The organism is Mycobacterium sp., from assembly GCF_965229105.1.
Classification (GTDB): Bacteria; Actinomycetota; Actinomycetes; order Mycobacteriales; family Mycobacteriaceae; genus Mycobacterium.
In genome coordinates, this window is record NZ_OZ245858.1 from 1,659,971 (window position 1) to 1,676,552 (window position 16,582).

The following is a 16,582-nucleotide window of genomic DNA, read 5'->3' on the forward strand; positions in this document are numbered from 1 at the left end:
AATGCTGTCCGTCTCCCACACGTCCGCCGTCTTCGGGCGGCGGGCGTGTGCGGGGCTGGCGGCCTGCTCGGCGCTGCTGCACGGGGTGATGGTCGGGCACGCGGGTAACCCGGTGACCGCTGTGGTCGTCCTGGCGATGATGGCGACGTGTCTCTACTGCGCGCGCGACCTGTGGATCGGAAGTTCAGTGCGGGCCTGGGGACTGGTCGCCGTGATGAATCTGGGCATGATCGTGGTGCATTGCTCGATGCCTGCGCACCAACATGGCGCCCCACTGACGTCCGGTGTTGTGGTGCCCGAGCCGTCGTCGCTGATGATGGCGGCCATTGCGATCTCGACGGTGGAGGTCGCGGTTGCGACCGCGGTGCTGTATCACCATGCCCGCGATCGCGCCCGCAGCGTTATTGTCTGAACCTGTGAGAGTCTGCGCGCGCACGAGTGTCGCCCTCGTGGCGTTGATATTGCTGGTCAGCGGATGCAGTCGCGGAGAAAAAACGCAGCCGCAGGATTTACCCGAAGCATCGGTGAGCGCATCGACAGCGCAGGCGGCGCCGACCAACACCGACGTGAATGACAACGGCACGCCCGACGCCGAGGATGACGATTGGCCGGGCAAGATGGTGCCCACCTACGAGGACGCCACCACGCCGGAAGCTGTCACCGGCCGCGACCTCATCCAGCCGGCGCACTTACTTGAGGACCTGGCCGACAGCATCAACGAGTCGCTGAAATTGCCGTTCGATATTCCGCTGATCGGTAAACAGTGCGATACCGCCAATGCCTGGTGGGACCCCAACGACAACACGATGACCATCTGCTACGAGGACGCCGCCGACGGGTTGGACATCTACACCAAGGCCGGTGATTCTGACCCCCGGGCCTCGGCGATCAATGCCGAAGTCGCCACGTTTTATCACGAGACCGGCCACATGGTGATCAGCATTTATGACCTGCCCGCGACTGGTCGCGAGGAGGATGTCGCCGATCAGCTGGCCGCCTACATCCTGTTGACACCCGGTCCAGACGGGAAGGCCGACCCGGACAACGTGCAGGCGGTGAAAGACTTCGCCCGCGAATTCCAAGGCTATGCCGAGCGCGGTGAGGTCGATGACGACGCACTCGCCGACACCCATTCCCCGAACAAGACGCGCATGTACAACCTCGAATGCTGGGTCTACGGTTCCGATCCCGATGCCAACGCCGATCTGGTTGGCGGTGATCAGCTCCCCGAGGACAGGGCCGACGGTTGCGAAGAGGAATACGACAAGATGAGCCACGCCTGGGACTCGTTGCTCGATCCCTACCTCAAATAGCCTGCGCCCCTTGCCTTTAGAAGGGTGGGGGTTCGACGTTGGTGTAGAGGCGTTTGTGGTTTCGGGCGCGTTGGTTGTTGATGTGTTGGCGTTTGTCTTCGGCGCGGGTGCGGTCGCGTACGGGCATCTTCAGGGTGCCGTTTGGTGGTCGTGGCACCTCTGAAGGCAGTACGAGTGTCCCGGTGGGTGCGGCGAGTTGTGGGAAGAACAGGGCGCCGCCGGGGGTGGTGGTCCAGATGTGTCCGGTCGGGGAGGTCCATTCCACTGTGCCGTCGGGGTGTTGGCGGTCTTGCCAGCCGTCGGGGCCGTTGTAGAACGTTTTGATCAGATGGTCACCGCGGCAGAGGCATTTGAGGTTCGAGGCGTGGGTGGGCCCGTGGGGCCAGGGCACGGTGTGGTCGATATCGCAGAACCTCGCGGGCACGTCGCAGTAGGGGAATCGGCAGGTCAGATCACGCAGCCGGATGAACTGGGCCAGGGCGGTCGAGGGCCGGTAGTAGGGTTCGGCCGGGGCATCACCGGGGTGGTGGATTGTGCGTTTCTTGGCCCCGGCGGCAATATTGCGGACTGCCTCGGCGGGGATGGGCCCGTATCCGGGGACATACCCAGCAGTGTCGGAGTCACCGGTGAGGGTGGCGTGCTCGGCGATGACCTGTACCAGCACATTGCTGGGTGTTGGGGGTGCACCGCTGCCAACGGGGCAGTCGTTGCGCCCGCACAGACACGTTAGGCGTTGGGCGCCGGCGGCGAGGGCGCCGGTGGCATCGGCGCGGCGTTGGTCTTTGGTTCGCGGGTCGTGGGGGCAGACGGTGTCGGCCAGTTGCGAGAGGCGGGTGTCCAATGCGATGGCGTCGGGGGCGCGCAGGGTGCCGCAGATTTGAGCGGTGCCGCCGGGGTCGGGGCCGATGGTGATGTAGCGGTCCTCATCGCGGGTGCGGGTGTCTTTTTTGGCCAGCAGATCGACCTCGGTGACGCACCAGTCGATTTTCTCGGCGAGTTTCTTGCGTGACAGCCGACTCCAGCCCGGTAGGCGGGCGGCGAGCATGGCATCGACGCGAGCGATATCGTCATCGCCTTTGACCAGGGTGGTGCGTGATACCACCGCGGCGATCATCCGGTAATCGACCCGGCCGTCGGCGAACACCGCGGCCAGGGTGGGCAGGTGATCGGTCAGGAACACGGCCTCCTCGACCAGGTAGCCGGCGCGGGCCCGGCTGATGTGTTGCGCGGCGGCGATTTCGGCGGCCACACAGGACTGCACATCGATGACCAGCCGGTCGCGGTCGGTGTACTGACGTGCCCGGCGGTGATACAACTGGGCTATCGCAGCGAGCCGTCGTGCCATCGTCGCGGCCTCTAACCGGGCTGCGGCACCAATGGCGTCGATCAGCCCAGTGTCATCAACGGCTAGCACCGCCGACACCGCAGGCAACGAACCGACTTCGAACATGTGTTCTATTATCCAGACAGCGGCGACAAAATATGGCGCCACAACCCCTACCTGTGGATGAAGTCGCAACTCTGGATAACTCACCGACTGGTCGCCTCGTCCGACACGTACTGTCGTCGGTATGGCGCTTGCACCGGGAACCTGGCCGCTCCGATGCTGCGGGCTATTCGTATGTCCAACAAGTACTTACTGAACCCGGTCATGGGCGCGCTCGCCGGGCGAAAGATCTCATATTCGGCGGCCATCCGGCATACCGGCAGAAAGTCAGGCAAGGAGTACTCGACGCCGGTGGGGGCAGACCCGACGCCGGACGGGTTCATCATTCCGGTGGCCTATGGCACGCAGGTGGACTGGCTGAAGAACGTCCTCGCGGCGGGCCGGGCGACGGTATCGGCCAAGGGGGAAACCTACGAGGTGACCGAACCCGAATTGATCGACGCGGCGACGGCGCTGCCGATGCTTCCGTCCAAGCGACGACGAAACTATGAGCGCATAGGCATTGAGCAGTATCTGAAGGTGACCACCCAGCCGGACTACCGGTAAATCAGACCCGATAACCGCATCGCCAACCCCCGGCGGACGGCCGGTGAGTGCGCCGCCGTGCCGATCGCCACGTTGCGGGCCGGGCGCATCGCCGCGGGAATTGTTGCCAGCCTGGTCAAGCGTCCGGTCAGCGCCAGTACCTGCTGGGCGATCGCGCGCCGGGCGGGCCCGTAGGCATCCAGCTCGGTATCGGTCCCGGTAAGCGACCCCGCCAACGCATCTGCCAGGACGACCGCGTCCTGGATACCAAGGTTCATGCCTTGGCCGCCGGCTGGACTGTGCACGTGCGCGGCATCGCCGGCGAGCAACAGCCGACCAGCCCGGTAGGTGTCGGCGACCCGATGGTGGATCCGGAACCGCGATCCCCAGATCAGGTCGGTGACTATCGTCCGGCCGGCGCCGAAGCCACGATCGTCGAGCAATTGTTGAACCAGTTCGATGGTCGGCGTCTCCGGGGCATCGGTCATCGGCGCGACGATGCGAAAGATGTTGTCGGGCATGGGCGCAACCACGGTCAGGCCGGCGCGGGCCCAGAACAGGACCACTCGATCCTCTGGTGCTTCGCCCGCCAGTCGGACGTCGGCCAGCATGAACGACTCCGCGTACTCGCTGCCGCTGAAGCCGATACCCGCCTGGTGGCGGACAGTACTGCGCATCCCGTCGGCACCGACCGCGAACCGCGCCCGCACCGCGGAGCCGTCGTCGAGAGTGGCCACCACGCCGGCCTCGTCCTGGCTGATCGAGGTCAATGTCCGTGGCTGCGATACCGTCCCGCCCAGTTCAGTCAGGCGCTCCAGCAGCAAACTCTCGGTCTGCGACTGGGGTAGGGCAAGTGTGTACGGATACGTCGTCGGCAGCGTATGGAAGTCGATATCGATCAGCGAACGCTGATGATCTCGCACGCTGAAGACCGGCAATTGCAGGCCCGCCTTGACCAGCCGGCGCGAAACGTCGAGATCGTCGAGAACCTCCAGCGTGCGGGCATTGATCGCGGCGGCACGCGAGGTGTTGGCCCCTTCGGGCTGCGCATCGATCACCATCGCGTCGAACTGGCGAGCGGCCAACGACGCGGCCAGTGTGAGCCCGGTCGGGCCGGCTCCTACCACCAGGACATCGGTATCGAACATGATCTTTCCTGCCTTTCAGCTATGCCAACACTTGTTGGCATAGTCCAGGATGAAACACTCGCGGCACAAAGTCAACACTTGTTGGCCTACGCTTGTTGGCATAGGGTCTTGGTGTGCGAAGAACCTCCGAGCAGACCACCGCGGTGATCCTGGCCGCCGCCAGGGAACAGTTCGCCGCGGCAGGGTATGCCGGCGCCACGATCCGCAGCATCGCGACGGCCGCCGATATCGACCCGTCGATGGTGATGCGTTACTTCGGAAACAAGGACCGGTTGTTCGCCGCTGCCGCCGAATTCGATCTCCGGTTTCCCGATATGTCAGGGGTGCCTGCCGACGAAGTGGGTCAGGTGTTGGTCGGCCACTTCCTCGACCGGTGGGAAGAGGACGATGCCCTGATCGTGTTGTTGCGTTCGGCCACCACCAATGCCGATGCAGCGCAACGGATGCGCGAGATCTTCGGGGCTCAGCTAGGACCGGCGGTCGCGGCAATCGCCCCCGATGACGCACCCAGGCGGGCCGGCCTGATCGCCTCCCAGATGCTCGGAATGGCGTTGTGCCGGTTGGTGTTGCGGCTACCGCCGGTCGTCGATCTGACCCGCGACGAGGTGATCTCCTGGCTCGGGCCGACGATTCAGCGCTACCTGACCGAGAGTCCGATCCGGCGATAGCGCGCCAACCGGGCGGCCAATCGTTCCTCGGCTGGCTGCAACCGCAACGCAGCCACCTCGGCCGCGATCGCCGTGGCGAGCCGGGTGGTGAACTCCAGAGGTTCGTCGGCGGCGTCGTCGTATTCGCCGACGATCACGTCGACGATTCCGTCGCGCAACAAGTCCGCTGACCGAACTCCCTGTGCCGCAGCCAGTTCCGGCGCATGAGCGGTATCGCGAAAGACGATCGCGCTGGCGCCCTCCGGTGGCAGTGGCGCCAGCCAACCGTGCAGCGCGGCCAGCACCCGGTCGGCAGGCACCATCGCCAGCGCGGGCCCGCCGCTGCCTTGGCCGATCAGCACTGACACCGTCGGTGTGTCCAGCGTGACCAGCTCGGCCAGACAGTTCGCGATCTCACCGGCCAGGCCGCCCTCTTCCGCTTCTTGCGATAGCGCGGGCCCAGCGGTGTCGATCACCAACACCAGCGGCAGCTGCAGGCCGGCGGCCAGTGCCATTCCGCGACGGGCCTCGCGCAGCGCCGCGGGGCCGACGGTGCCGCCGACAACTCGCTGCTGGCCGAGCACCACCACCGGTTGGCCGCCGAAGCGGGCCAGCGCCAACAGTGTTGTCGCGGCTTCACCCTGACCGGTCCCCGAGAGCAGCACCCGCTCGGTAGCGCCGTGTCGCAGCAGATATCCGACACCGGGCCGATCGGGCCGCCGGGACGTCTCGACCGAGGTCCAGGCAGGTACGTCCGGGAATCCGTCGGAGACCACTGCCGGGGGCGTGGCGACGGGCGTGGACGGCGAATCCCAGACCACCGTCAGTGCCCGGTCCAGGGTCCAGCGCAACCCGTCCAGCGGTACCACCCCGTCGATCACCCCGTGCCGCTGCAGGTTTTCCGCGGTCTGCACACCCGCGGGAAACGGTGCGCCATAGAGCTGTTCGTAGACCCGAGGACCGAGGAAGCCGATCAGGGCACCCGGCTCGGCGACGGTGATGTGCCCGAGTGACCCCCACGACGCGAACACCCCGCCGGTCGTCGGATGGCGCAGGTAGACCAGATACGGCAGGTGCGCCTGTTTGTGCAACGTGACCGCGGCCGCGATCTTGACCATCTGCAGGAAGGCGACCGTGCCCTCCTGCATCCGGGTGCCACCGGACGCGGGCGACGCCAGCAGCGGCAGGCGCTGGGCGGTTGCCCGTTCGACGGCCAAGGTGATCCGCTCGGCCGCCGCAACGCCGATAGACCCGGCCAGAAAATCGAACTCGCAGGCGACCACGGCAACCCGGCGGCCGAAGACGGTGCCCTCGCCGGTGAGCACGGCCTCATCGAGCCCGGTGGCGGCCTGGGCGGCAGCCAGTTCGTCGGCGTACTCGGTACCCATGGCCACCGCCAGCGGCGGCGCGTCCCAGCTCAGGAACGAGCCGGGGTCTAGCACTGTGTCCCGCAGCTCAGCTGCGCTGATCCGGCTCACGGAGTCAGGTTATCCGGCGAGTCGATAGGGTGAAGCCATGATTGGTGCGAGCCGCGACGGCGACGTGTTGACCTTGGAGATGCAGCGCCCCGAGCGCCGCAATGCGCTCAACAGCGAACTGGTCGACGGCCTGCGCGAGGCCATCGAGAAGGCTGTGGGCGAAGACGTGCGAGCGATCGTCCTCACCGGCCAGGGGCATGTGTTCAGTTCGGGCGCCGACCTCTCCGGCGGACAGGGCGTTGCCGATGAGCTCCCCGACAAGGCCAGAGCGCTGAACATCACGATCGACCAGGCCCCGATCCCCGTGATCGGCGCCATCAACGGGCCCGCCATCGGAGCCGGTGTCATCCTGTCGATGATCTGCGATCTGCGGGTCGTCGCGCCCGAGGCGTACTTCCAATTCCCCGTCGCGAAATACGGTATTGCGCTGGATAACTGGAGCATTCGTCGGCTCACATCGCTGGTGGGCGCGGGTCGTGCCCGCGGCATGCTGATGGCCGCCGAACGACTCACCTCCGAGACCGCCCTGCAGACCGGAATGGCCAACCGCATCGGCACGGTCTCCGACGCACAGGCGTGGGCCAAGGAAATCGCGGGGTTCGCTCCGCTGGCGCTGCAGCACGCGAAGCGGGTGCTCAACGACGATGGCGCCTACGAGGATCCGTGGCCGTCGCACCAAGAACTGTTCGACCGGGCATGGTCGAGCCAGGACATCATCGAGGCGCAGGTGGCCCGGATCGAGAAGCGGCCGCCGAACTTCCAGGGCGCCTGATGCTTCGCGGGGCGGTCCGGTTCGTCGGTGGCACCGCGACGCTGGCCACCGGCGGCTGGTTGCTCCGGGCGCTGCACGGCGCCCCGGCGGCGCTCGGTGCAGGTCCTGGCGCCATCGCGGCTGTGGCAGGTACCTCCCCACACTTCGGCGAAGGTGTCTTCGTCAACCTGGAAAATCCCTCAGGTGTCAGCCTCAGCCGCCAGGAACAGGCGATGCTGCTCCGCGACGTGCTGCTCGGCAGTAATACCGCCAGGCCCGGCGGGGAGATCCCGCTGGTCACCCCGACGGTCGGCCTTGAGGCCACCGATCTGGCTGTGACCTGGTACGGGCATTCCTCGGCGGTCATCGAGGTGGACGGTTATCGCGTGCTGGCCGACCCGGTGTGGAGCGAACGATGCTCACCATCGCAGACGGTCGGTCCGGCGCGGCTGCACCCGGTGCCCGCCCCGCTGGAGGCCCTGCCCGCGATCGACGCCGTCATCATCAGTCACGACCACTACGACCACCTCGATATCGACACCATCAAACAGCTCGCCCGCACCCAGCGTGCCGTCTTCTTCGTCCCCCTCGGGGTGGGCGCGCACCTGCGGGAATGGCAGGTGCCCGAGAACCGGATCGTCGAACTCGACTGGGACCAGGCCGGCCAGCTCGGAGATCTGCGGCTGGTCTGTACACCGGCTCGGCATTTTTCCGGCCGGTTCCTGGCCAGGAACACCACGCTGTGGTCGTCGTGGGCACTTATCGGGCCGCGCCATCGGGTGTTCTTCGGCGGCGATACCGGCTACACCTCCAGCTTCCCCGAGATCGGCGCGGAATACGGGCCGTTCGATCTCACGCTGATGCCCGTCGGGGCCTATCACCCAGGTTGGCCGGATATTCATATGAATCCCGAAGAGGCCGTGCGTGCGCACCAGGATGTGACCGACCCGGGCAAGGGCGTGTTCGTGCCCATCCACTGGGCGACGTTCCGGCTGGCGCCCCATCCGTGGGCCGAACCGATCGAGCGGATGGTAAAAGCCGCGGGTGAAGCGAACGTCACCGCGGCGGTACCCCGGCCCGGCGAACGGGTCGACCCGGAAATCTTGACCGACATAGACACGTGGTGGCGGCTCTAAAACCGTTACGGTTCACGCTGTGATGAGTGCGCTGGCAAAAACGCTCTGTATCGGTGTGGTGTTGGCCGCGATCGCAGGTTGCGCCGCCCCTGCCGACACAGCCGCTGAAAAAACCCCACCGCCGACCGTCGGCGCCGATGTCCCGCCGCCCCTGGTTCCCGCGCTGCCGCTGCCGGATAACGCCGTGGACAAAGCTGTCGGCCAGCTCGACCGGATCGCCGACGAGCTGATGAAGTCATCCGGTATCCCCGGGATGGCCGTGGCGGTGGTACACGGTGGAAAGACGGTGTATGCCAAGGGTTTCGGCGTCAGGGACGTGACCAAGGGCGACACCGGCGACAACAAGATCGATCCTGATACCGTCTTCCAACTGGCCTCGTTGTCCAAACCGCTCGGTGCGACGGTGGTGGCGCACCAGGTGGGGCAGAAGGCGATCGGCTGGGATACCCCGGTGGTGTCCAAGCTGCCGTGGTTCGCGCTCTCGGACCCGGCGGTGACGCAGATGGTCACCGTCGGTGATCTGTACTCGCACCGGTCCGGGCTGCCCGACCACGCCGGCGACCAACTCGAGGACCTGGGCTATGACCGTAGATACGTCCTCGAGCGCCTCCGGGCGTTGCCGCTGGATCCGTTTCGAATCTCCTACGCCTACACCAACTTCGGTCTGACCGCTGCGGCGGAGGCAGTGGCTGCCGGTGCCGGTAAGAGCTGGGAGGATCTCAGCGACGAGGTGCTGTACCGGCCGCTGGGGATGGCGTCGACCAGTTCCCGGTACGCCGACTATGTGGCCCGTCCGGACAGGGCGCTCGGCCATATCCACGTCGACGGTGCCTACCGGCCGCTGTATCAGCGCGATGCCGATCCCGAGGCGCCCGCAGGTGGAGTCAGCTCATCGGTCAACGATATGACGCACTGGTTGGCGATGGTCTTGGCCAACGGGACCTACAACGGCACCGTCATTGCGGACCCGAAAGCCTTGTTACCCGCGATGTCTCCCCAGATCGTGTCGAGCCCGGCCGCCGAACCGGCGATGCGCAGCGGTTTCTACGGCTACGGCTTCAACGTCGGCACGACGTCCGCGGCGCGGATGCAGCTGAGCCATTCGGGTGCGTTCGAACTCGGGGCAGGCACCAATTTCGTCATCATCCCGTCGGCCGATGTGGCGATCGTCGCGCTGACCAACGCGACACCGTCGGGTATCCCGGAGACCCTCACCGCCGAGTTCGCCGATCTCGTGCAATTCGGCGAGGTCAGGGAGGATTGGCGCAAGCTCTACGGCGACGCGTTCGCCGAGATGGATAAGCCCGAGGGGTCACTGGTCGGCAAGACCCCTCCGGACAACCCCACACCGCCCGCGCCGCTGGCGACGTATGTGGGCGCCTACCGCAACGGTTTCTGGGGGCCGGCGAAGGTCACCGAGAAGGATGGCACGCTCGGGCTCTCGCTCGGACCCAAAGGTCAGGTCTGGCCGCTGAAACATTGGGATGGAAACACTTTCACGTTCAGTTTCGTCGCGGAGAACTCCCCGCCCGGCAGCATCTCCAAGGCGACCTTCGATGGTGACAAGCTCAACCTGGAGTACTACGACACCGACCAGATGGGGACATTCCAGCGATGACGAGCGCAGTGGCCGCCGGGCTTTCCGATGCCGAGGTGGCCCAGCGGGTCGCCGACGGTAAGACCAACAACGTCCCCACCAGGGCGGCGCGCAGCGTCTCCGATATCGTCCGGGCCAACGTCTTCACCCGGATCAACGCCATCCTCGGGGTGCTGTTCGTCATCGTGCTCTCCACCGGATCACTGATCAACGGGCTCTTCGGTCTGCTCATCATCGCCAACAGCGCGATCGGCATCATCCAGGAGATCAGAGCCAAACAAACTCTGGACAAGCTGGCGATCGTCGGGCAGGCCAGGCCGACGGTGCGGCGGGCTACGCGCACAGAATTGTTGTCGCCCAACGAAGTTGTCCTCGACGACATCATCGAACTCGGGCCAGGGGACCAGATCGTCGTCGACGGTGACATCATCGCCGAAGCCAACCTCGAAGTCGACGAGTCCCTGCTGACCGGGGAAGCCGACCCGATCGGCAAAGGCGTCGGTGACAGCGTGATGTCGGGCAGTTTCGTGGTCGCGGGCAGCGGTGCTTACCGGGCCACCAAGGTCGGCCGCGAGGCCTATGCCGCCAAACTTGCCGAAGAGGCCAGCAAGTTCACCCTGGTGAAATCCGAGCTGCGGTCGGGGATCGACAAGATCCTGCAGTTCATCACCTACCTGCTGATCCCGTCCGGTCTGTTGATCATCTACACGCAGCTGTTCACCACCGACGTGGGCTGGCGGGAATCGGTGTTGCGGATGGTCGGCGCACTGGTGCCGATGGTGCCAGAAGGACTGGTGCTGATGACATCGCTGGCGTTCGCCGTCGGTGTAGTCCGGCTCGGTCGGCGGCAGTGCCTCGTGCAGGAACTGCCCGCGATCGAGGGGTTGGCCCGCGTCGACGTGGTCTGCGCCGACAAGACGGGCACATTGACCGAAAACGGTATGCGGGTCAGCGATCTCAAAGAACTCGACGACGATCATGGTGCTCAGGTGTGCCAAGCCCTGGCCGCCCTGGCCGCCGACGATCCACGGCCCAATGCCAGCATGGCCGCCATCGGTGAGGCCTATGGCTGCGGACCAGGTTGGACCGCCACCGCGGTAGCACCGTTCAAATCCGCGACCAAGTGGAGCGGCACCTCCTACGGCGAACACGGCAACTGGGTCATCGGTGCGCCCGACGTCCTGCTCGATCCGCACAGCCGTGCCGCCGAAGAGGCCGAGCAGATCGGCTCCCAAGGTCTGCGGGTCCTGATGTTGGGGGCCAGTGACCGTTCCGTCGACGCGCCGGACGCGCCGGGTCAGGTCACGCCGCTGGCGTTGGTGGTCCTCGAGCAGAAGGTCCGCCCTGATGCCAGGGAGACCTTGGAATACTTTGCCGAGCAGAAGGTTTCGGTCAAGGTCATCTCCGGTGACAATGCGGTGTCGGTGGGCGCGGTGGCCGCTTCGCTTGGCTTGCACGGCGAGGCCATGGACGCCAGGTCGCTGCCGACCGAGAACGAAGCCCTGGCCGACACGCTGGCCGAGTGCACCACGTTCGGTCGGGTGCGCCCCGACCAGAAGCGCGCCATGGTGCACGCGTTGCAATCCCGTGGTCATACCGTCGCGATGACCGGTGACGGGGTCAACGACGTGCTGGCACTCAAGGATGCCGATATCGGGGTGGCGATGGGTGCGGGTAGCCCGGCATCGCGCGCTGTCGCCCAGATTGTGTTGCTGGACAACAAGTTCGCAACCCTGCCCTATGTCGTCGGCGAAGGCAGGCGGGTGATCGGCAATATCGAGCGGGTCTCCAATCTGTTCCTGACCAAGACGGTGTACTCGGTCCTGCTGGCGCTTCTGGTCGGACTCGCCGGACTGGCCTCGAAATTCTTCGGATCCGACCCGCTGCTGTACCCGTTCCAGCCGATCCACGTGACCATTGCGGCGTGGTTCACCATCGGCATCCCCGCGTTCGTTCTGTCGCTGGCGCCCAATAACGAGCGGGCGCACACAGGATTCGTCCGACGGGTGATGGCGGCCGCATTACCGTCGGGCGTCGTCGTGGGGCTGTCGACGTTCGTGTCCTATCTGCTCGCCTACGAAGGCCGCAATGCCACCGCCGAACAACAGACCCAGGCCTCGACAGCGGCGCTGATCACCCTGCTCATCGGCGCGGTCTGGGTGCTGGCCACCGTCGCGCGGCCATATCAGTGGTGGCGGATCGCGCTGGTGTCGTTCTCCGGTTTGGCCTATGTGGTGATTTTTGCCATTCCGCTGGCCCGCGAGAAGTTCATGCTCGACCCCACCAACGTTGCTGTGACGTCGACAGCGGTCGGCATCGGCGTCGTCGCCGCGGTCATTATCGAGGCGTCGTGGTGGATCCAGGGCCGCGTCCTCGGTGAGCAGCGACGGCTGTGGAGATAGCCGGAACCTACAATGGCGGTCATGGGATTCCTCGATAAAGCCAAAGACCTGCTTTCGCAGAACGCTGACAAGGTCGAGCAAGTAATCGACAAGGCCGGCGATATCGTCGACAAGAAGACGCAGGGCAAGTACGCGAGCACGGTGGACAAGGTGCAGGACGCGGCGAAGAAGGCCGCCGAGAAGACCGCCAAGGGAAACCCCGAAAACCCTGGCAAGGCCGACCCCACGATCTGACCGATGGCAAAAATCTCCGTTTCCGTCGATGTCCCGCTGCCGCCGGAGCAGGCCTGGGACTGTGCCTCTGACCTTTCACGATTCAAGGAGTGGTTGACCATCCACCGGGTGTGGCGAAGCCCGCTGCCCGAAACCCTGGAAAAGGGCACGGTGATCGAGTCGATCGTCGAGACCAAGGGGATGGCCAACCGCATCAAGTGGGCGATCGTGAGTTACAAACCGCCGGAGTCGATGACGCTCAACGGTGACGGTCGCGGTGGCGTCAAGATCAAGCTGATCGCCAAGGTTCGGACCACTGGTCCAGAAAATGACGCCTCGACGGTCTCCCTCGACGTGCACCTGGGTGGTCCAGCCCTTTTCGGTCCCATCGGCATGCTGGTGGCCGGTGCGCTCAAGGGGGATATCCAGGCGTCGCTGGACAAGTTCGTCGTGGTTTTCGCACCGGTCGGGTAGGCCGTGAGCACCGCCACCCGGCTCGCCGCGCTGGTTCGTGTGGGTGCGGGTATCGAACTGCCGGTGCGGTTGCGGTCGTGGGACGGCAGCGAAACGGGCCCGCGGGATGCGCCGGTACTGATCGTCCGTAACCGCCGCGCATTGCGCCGATTGCTCTGGGCGCCAGGTGAACTCGGTCTCGCCAGGGCGTATGTCACCGGCGATATCGATGTCGAGGGTGACATGGCCGAGGGCTTTCGCAATGCGTGGCGTATCGCCGCCGCCGCGCCGAAGAAAACACACAAGACGCAGGCGGTGCTGGCGGCCCTGAAGCTGGGTGCCGTCGGTCCGCCGCCGAAACCTCCCGCATCGGAGGCCAGGCTGTCGGGCCGGCTACACACCCGTCGTCGCGACCGGGCCGTGATCGCCCATCACTACGACCTGTCGAACGACTTCTACCGGTTGTTGCTCGATGACCATATGGCGTATTCGTCGGCGTACTACACCGAACCAAATCAGTCGCTGTATGACGCGCAGACTGCCAAGCTCGACCTGATCTGCCGCAAGCTGGACCTCAAACCCGGGATGCGATTGCTGGATGTCGGTTGCGGCTGGGGTTCGCTGATCCTGTATGCCGCCGAGCACTACGGGGTGCACGCCACCGGCATCACGCTGTCAGCGCAGCAACGCGCATTCATCGCGGCACGGGTGGCCGAACGCGGCCTCGCCGCCAACATCGAGGTGCGACTGCAGGACTACCGCGAATTCGGTGAATGTCCGGAAGAGACAGGCACATTCGACGCTGTCAGCTCCATCGAGATGGGGGAGCACGTCGGCGAGGCGCACTACCCGACCTATGCGGCCATCATGTTCGGTGCACTGCGTCCAGGCGGACGATTGCTGTTGCAGCAGATGTCGCGACGTCTCGACGCCGCGCCCGGTGGCGGCGCCTTCATCGAGCGGTACATCGCCCCCGATATGCATATGCGTCCGCTCTGGCAGACGCTGCGCTATCTGCAGAACGAGGGATTCGAGGTGCTCGCAGTCGAGGCGATGCGCCACCACTATGTGCGCACCGTCGAGCACTGGATCGAAACGTTCGAGGCCAACTACCATCGCTTCGTCGCGCTACAGGGGGACGAGGTGGCGCGGGTCTGGCGGCTGTACCTGGTCGGCGGCGGGCTGGCCTTTGAGGACGGCCGGATGGGCGTCGACCAACTATTGGCTGCCAAGCCGTAGGACCGCTCAGGGCAGCGGTACCGACCACACCAGCCGGGTCCCGCCGCGCGGCGCCGTACCGACTGCCAGATGGCCGCCGCACTGCTCCGCGCGACTGGCCAGATTCGCCAGACCGCTGCGCGTCGTCTCCGCGGGAAACCCGACGCCGTCATCGGTGACGGTGATGGTGATGTCATCGTCAACGGCGACACCGATGTTGAGGGTGGCGGCACCGGCATGGCGGACCGCATTGCTGACTGCTTCTCGCACCACCGCCTCGGCGTGGTCGGCAAGGGCCGCGTCGACCACCGACAGTGGTCCGGTGACGTGCAACGCGGCCCGCACGGTGGAATCGGCCGTCATCCGGGTGACCGCCTGTTCGAGGCGTCGACCCAGCCGGGTGACGCTGCCACCGTGCAGATCGAAGATGGCGGTGCGGATTTCCTGCACCACGTCCTGCAGATCATCGAGGGCGGTCGAGATCCGTCGCGGTGTATCGGCGGCCTGGCCACCGCGAGCGCCCTGCAGTGACAATCCGATGGCGAACAGTCGCTGGATGACATGGTCGTGCAGATCGCGGGCGATGCGATCTCGATCGGCGAGCAGGACCGCGCTGGCCTGTGTGCGGGCCAGGTGCAGCGCCAGCCCGGCCTGATCGGCGAATGCCGTCATCATGACCAATTGTTCTTCGGTGAAAGACATTCCGTCGGCGGGGATGCACACCAGCACCCCGGAGAGTGCATCGGGTTCACGCAACGGCAACTCCAGGGCGGCGGGGTTGGCGGCGCGTAACGAAGGTAGCGTCTGACCGGCCAGTTCGGGCCGGGTCGTCGCTGTCACCACCAACTCGCCGGAGCGGTCGGGGAGAAGTAGTGCGCTGACGGCGCTGCCGGTGAGTTCAGCTGCGCGGGAAACGATCTGGGTGTGTACGACGGCCGGATCCTCACCCGCCAGCAGGTTGGTGCTGATGTCCTGGGTGGCCTCGATCCACAGCTGCCGGGTCCTGGCCGTCTGATAGAGCCGGGCATTGTCGATCGCTATACCAGCGGCGCCGGCGAGCGCCTGCACCAGTCGTTCATCGTCGGGGCTGAACAGCGCGCCGTCGGCCTTCTCGGTCAGGTACAGGTTGCCGAACACCTGATCACGGATGCGGATCGGCACGCCGAGGAAGGTGCGCATCGGCGGATGGTTCGGCGGAAAACCCACCGACGACGGATGATTCGAAAGGTTCTCGATCCGAACAGGTTCGGGACTTTCGATGAGCAACCCGAGCACGCCGCGACCCGCAGGCAGCGGTCCGATCCTGGCGCTGGCCTCATCGTCGATACCGCGGTACACGAAGCGCTCCAACGCGTGCCCGGATTCCGCGTCGAGAACCCCGAGCGCACCGTAGCGGGCCGCGACCAGATCCATGGCGGTGCGCACGATGGTCTGCAATGTCCGTTCAAGGTCCAGCCCGGAGGTGATGGCGAACATCGCATCGATCAGGCCGTCTCTGATGCTGAGGTCGTCGTGCCGCGAGTCAATCATCTTGCTGCTGGCGCAGTTCCGCCGCGAGCAACGCTGCTTGGGTGCGACGGTGCATACCCAGTTTCGCGAGCAGCCGTGACACGTAGTTCTTGACGGTCTTCTCCGCCAGGAACATTCGCTGGCCGATCTCGCGGTTGGTCAAGCCCTCGCCGAGCAGCTCCAGCAGCGTGCGTTCGGTTGGTGACAGGTCCCGCACCCGGGCGTCTTCAGCTGCCTCATCGCCCTTTGCGCTGCGAAGTTTGGCCATCAATGCCGCGGCGGCGCGGTTGTCCAACAACGACTTTCCCGCGCCGACGGCCTTGATGGCTTCGGCCAGTTCCATCCCGCGGATATCCTTGACCACGTAGCCGCTGGCCCCGGCCAGGATCGCATCGAGCATCGACTGTTCGTCGGTGAAGGACGTCAGGATCAGGCAGCGCAGCTCGTCGTGAGTGGCCAACAGATCGCGGCACAGGTCGATACCGCTGCCGTCGGGTAACCGGACGTCGAGCAGCGCCACGTCCGGGCGCGCGGCGGGGATCCGGGCCATCGCCTCACTGACTGAACCGGCCTCACCGACCACCGTCAACTCGGGGTCACCGCTGAGCAGCTCGACGAGGCCGCGACGCACCACCTCGTGGTCGTCGACGAGGAATACGGTGATCACACCCCAACAGTAGTGCCGGACCTCTGGTGCCAAGGTAGGGGCTTTGGTCCCTGGTATACCGAGTTTGTTTGACGTTGC

General features: G+C 65.6%; 16 protein-coding genes. 11 read left to right on the forward strand and 5 right to left on the reverse strand.

All coding sequences use genetic code 11. The features are described from left to right. The first annotated feature begins 1 nt into the window (after position 1). Both ADBZ9O_RS08030 and ADBZ9O_RS08035 read left to right on the forward strand, forming a co-directional pair. Positions 2-412, forward strand: coding sequence for a hypothetical protein (locus ADBZ9O_RS08030; RefSeq protein WP_526530050.1), 411 nt, complete (start codon positions 2-4; stop codon positions 410-412). Next, positions 378-1,313: a DUF4344 domain-containing metallopeptidase gene (locus ADBZ9O_RS08035; protein WP_526530052.1), complete on the forward strand. Its 936-nt coding sequence runs from the start codon at positions 378-380 to the stop codon at positions 1,311-1,313. Before ADBZ9O_RS08030 ends, ADBZ9O_RS08035 begins: the two co-directional genes overlap by 35 nt. Before the next feature lie 16 nt (positions 1,314-1,329). Here ADBZ9O_RS08035 and ADBZ9O_RS08040 read toward each other — a convergent pair whose 3' ends face one another. Beyond that, entirely contained in the window at positions 1,330-2,763 is a 1,434-nt protein-coding gene (locus tag ADBZ9O_RS08040; protein ID WP_526530054.1) for an HNH endonuclease signature motif containing protein, read from the reverse strand. Positions 2,764-2,934: 171 nt separating this feature from the next. Between ADBZ9O_RS08040 and ADBZ9O_RS08045 the strand changes: the two genes are divergently transcribed. Next, complete coding sequence (locus ADBZ9O_RS08045; protein WP_526530056.1) at positions 2,935-3,306, forward strand: nitroreductase family deazaflavin-dependent oxidoreductase; 372 nt, start codon at positions 2,935-2,937, stop codon at positions 3,304-3,306. On the opposite strand, the gene ADBZ9O_RS08050 is transcribed toward ADBZ9O_RS08045, so the two are convergent. Next, positions 3,297-4,433, reverse strand: a complete 1,137-nt coding sequence (locus ADBZ9O_RS08050; RefSeq protein ID WP_526530058.1) for an FAD-dependent oxidoreductase — start codon at positions 4,431-4,433, stop codon at positions 3,297-3,299. The genes ADBZ9O_RS08045 and ADBZ9O_RS08050 overlap by 10 nt on opposite strands. A gap of 113 nt (positions 4,434-4,546) precedes the next feature. On the opposite strand from ADBZ9O_RS08050, the gene ADBZ9O_RS08055 reads away from it, so the two are divergent. Beyond that, positions 4,547-5,101, forward strand: coding sequence for a TetR/AcrR family transcriptional regulator (locus ADBZ9O_RS08055; protein WP_526530060.1), 555 nt, complete (start codon positions 4,547-4,549; stop codon positions 5,099-5,101). Here the strand turns inward: ADBZ9O_RS08055 and ADBZ9O_RS08060 are convergent. Beyond that, positions 5,071-6,558, reverse strand: a complete 1,488-nt coding sequence (locus ADBZ9O_RS08060; RefSeq protein ID WP_526530062.1) for a carboxyl transferase domain-containing protein — start codon at positions 6,556-6,558, stop codon at positions 5,071-5,073. The two genes, ADBZ9O_RS08055 and ADBZ9O_RS08060, sit on opposite strands and share 31 nt — an antisense overlap. Before the next feature lie 37 nt (positions 6,559-6,595). On the opposite strand from ADBZ9O_RS08060, the gene ADBZ9O_RS08065 reads away from it, so the two are divergent. The 7 genes from ADBZ9O_RS08065 to ADBZ9O_RS08095 are packed head-to-tail and all read left to right on the forward strand — an operon-like array spanning position 6,596 to position 14,349. Then, complete coding sequence (locus tag ADBZ9O_RS08065; RefSeq protein ID WP_526530064.1) at positions 6,596-7,330, forward strand: enoyl-CoA hydratase; 735 nt, start codon at positions 6,596-6,598, stop codon at positions 7,328-7,330. After that, on the forward strand, positions 7,330-8,445 hold the full coding sequence (locus ADBZ9O_RS08070; RefSeq protein WP_526530066.1) for an MBL fold metallo-hydrolase: 1,116 nt from the start codon (positions 7,330-7,332) through the stop codon (positions 8,443-8,445). Before ADBZ9O_RS08065 ends, ADBZ9O_RS08070 begins: the two co-directional genes overlap by 1 nt. Before the next feature lie 22 nt (positions 8,446-8,467). Next, entirely contained in the window at positions 8,468-10,063 is a 1,596-nt protein-coding gene (locus ADBZ9O_RS08075; RefSeq protein WP_526530068.1) for a serine hydrolase domain-containing protein, read from the forward strand. Further along, entirely contained in the window at positions 10,060-12,444 is a 2,385-nt protein-coding gene (locus tag ADBZ9O_RS08080; RefSeq protein WP_526530070.1) for a cation-translocating P-type ATPase, read from the forward strand. The genes ADBZ9O_RS08075 and ADBZ9O_RS08080 overlap by 4 nt, the downstream gene beginning before the upstream one ends. 21 nt (positions 12,445-12,465) lie before the next feature. Next, positions 12,466-12,678: an Rv0909 family putative TA system antitoxin gene (locus tag ADBZ9O_RS08085; RefSeq protein ID WP_526530072.1), complete on the forward strand. Its 213-nt coding sequence runs from the start codon at positions 12,466-12,468 to the stop codon at positions 12,676-12,678. Between the two features lie 3 nt (positions 12,679-12,681). Then, entirely contained in the window at positions 12,682-13,131 is a 450-nt protein-coding gene (locus ADBZ9O_RS08090; RefSeq protein ID WP_526530074.1) for a type II toxin-antitoxin system Rv0910 family toxin, read from the forward strand. 3 nt (positions 13,132-13,134) lie between these two features. After that, the gene (locus ADBZ9O_RS08095; protein ID WP_526530076.1) at positions 13,135-14,349 is read left to right on the forward strand and encodes an SAM-dependent methyltransferase; all 1,215 of its coding nucleotides are present in this window, start codon (positions 13,135-13,137) and stop codon (positions 14,347-14,349) included. A gap of 6 nt (positions 14,350-14,355) precedes the next feature. Here ADBZ9O_RS08095 and ADBZ9O_RS08100 read toward each other — a convergent pair whose 3' ends face one another. Continuing rightward, positions 14,356-15,858, reverse strand: a complete 1,503-nt coding sequence (locus tag ADBZ9O_RS08100) for a GAF domain-containing sensor histidine kinase (RefSeq protein ID WP_526530078.1) — start codon at positions 15,856-15,858, stop codon at positions 14,356-14,358. Next, positions 15,851-16,504, reverse strand: coding sequence for a response regulator transcription factor (locus ADBZ9O_RS08105; protein WP_526530080.1), 654 nt, complete (start codon positions 16,502-16,504; stop codon positions 15,851-15,853). Before ADBZ9O_RS08105 ends, ADBZ9O_RS08100 begins: the two co-directional genes overlap by 8 nt. Positions 16,505-16,582 lie beyond the last annotated feature (78 nt).

Coding starts and splice junctions, on each gene's coding strand:
- ADBZ9O_RS08030 (WP_526530050.1), top strand. CDS start 2: ATGCTGTCCGTCTCCCACACGTCCGCCGTCTTCGGGCGGCGGGCGTGT.
- ADBZ9O_RS08035 (WP_526530052.1), top strand. CDS start 378: ATGCCCGCGATCGCGCCCGCAGCGTTATTGTCTGAACCTGTGAGAGTC.
- ADBZ9O_RS08040 (WP_526530054.1), bottom strand. CDS start 2,763: ATGTTCGAAGTCGGTTCGTTGCCTGCGGTGTCGGCGGTGCTAGCCGTT.
- ADBZ9O_RS08045 (WP_526530056.1), top strand. CDS start 2,935: ATGTCCAACAAGTACTTACTGAACCCGGTCATGGGCGCGCTCGCCGGG.
- ADBZ9O_RS08050 (WP_526530058.1), bottom strand. CDS start 4,433: ATGTTCGATACCGATGTCCTGGTGGTAGGAGCCGGCCCGACCGGGCTC.
- ADBZ9O_RS08065 (WP_526530064.1), top strand. CDS start 6,596: ATGATTGGTGCGAGCCGCGACGGCGACGTGTTGACCTTGGAGATGCAG.
- ADBZ9O_RS08070 (WP_526530066.1), top strand. CDS start 7,330: ATGCTTCGCGGGGCGGTCCGGTTCGTCGGTGGCACCGCGACGCTGGCC.
- ADBZ9O_RS08075 (WP_526530068.1), top strand. CDS start 8,468: ATGAGTGCGCTGGCAAAAACGCTCTGTATCGGTGTGGTGTTGGCCGCG.
- ADBZ9O_RS08080 (WP_526530070.1), top strand. CDS start 10,060: ATGACGAGCGCAGTGGCCGCCGGGCTTTCCGATGCCGAGGTGGCCCAG.
- ADBZ9O_RS08085 (WP_526530072.1), top strand. CDS start 12,466: ATGGGATTCCTCGATAAAGCCAAAGACCTGCTTTCGCAGAACGCTGAC.
- ADBZ9O_RS08090 (WP_526530074.1), top strand. CDS start 12,682: ATGGCAAAAATCTCCGTTTCCGTCGATGTCCCGCTGCCGCCGGAGCAG.
- ADBZ9O_RS08100 (WP_526530078.1), bottom strand. CDS start 15,858: ATGATTGACTCGCGGCACGACGACCTCAGCATCAGAGACGGCCTGATC.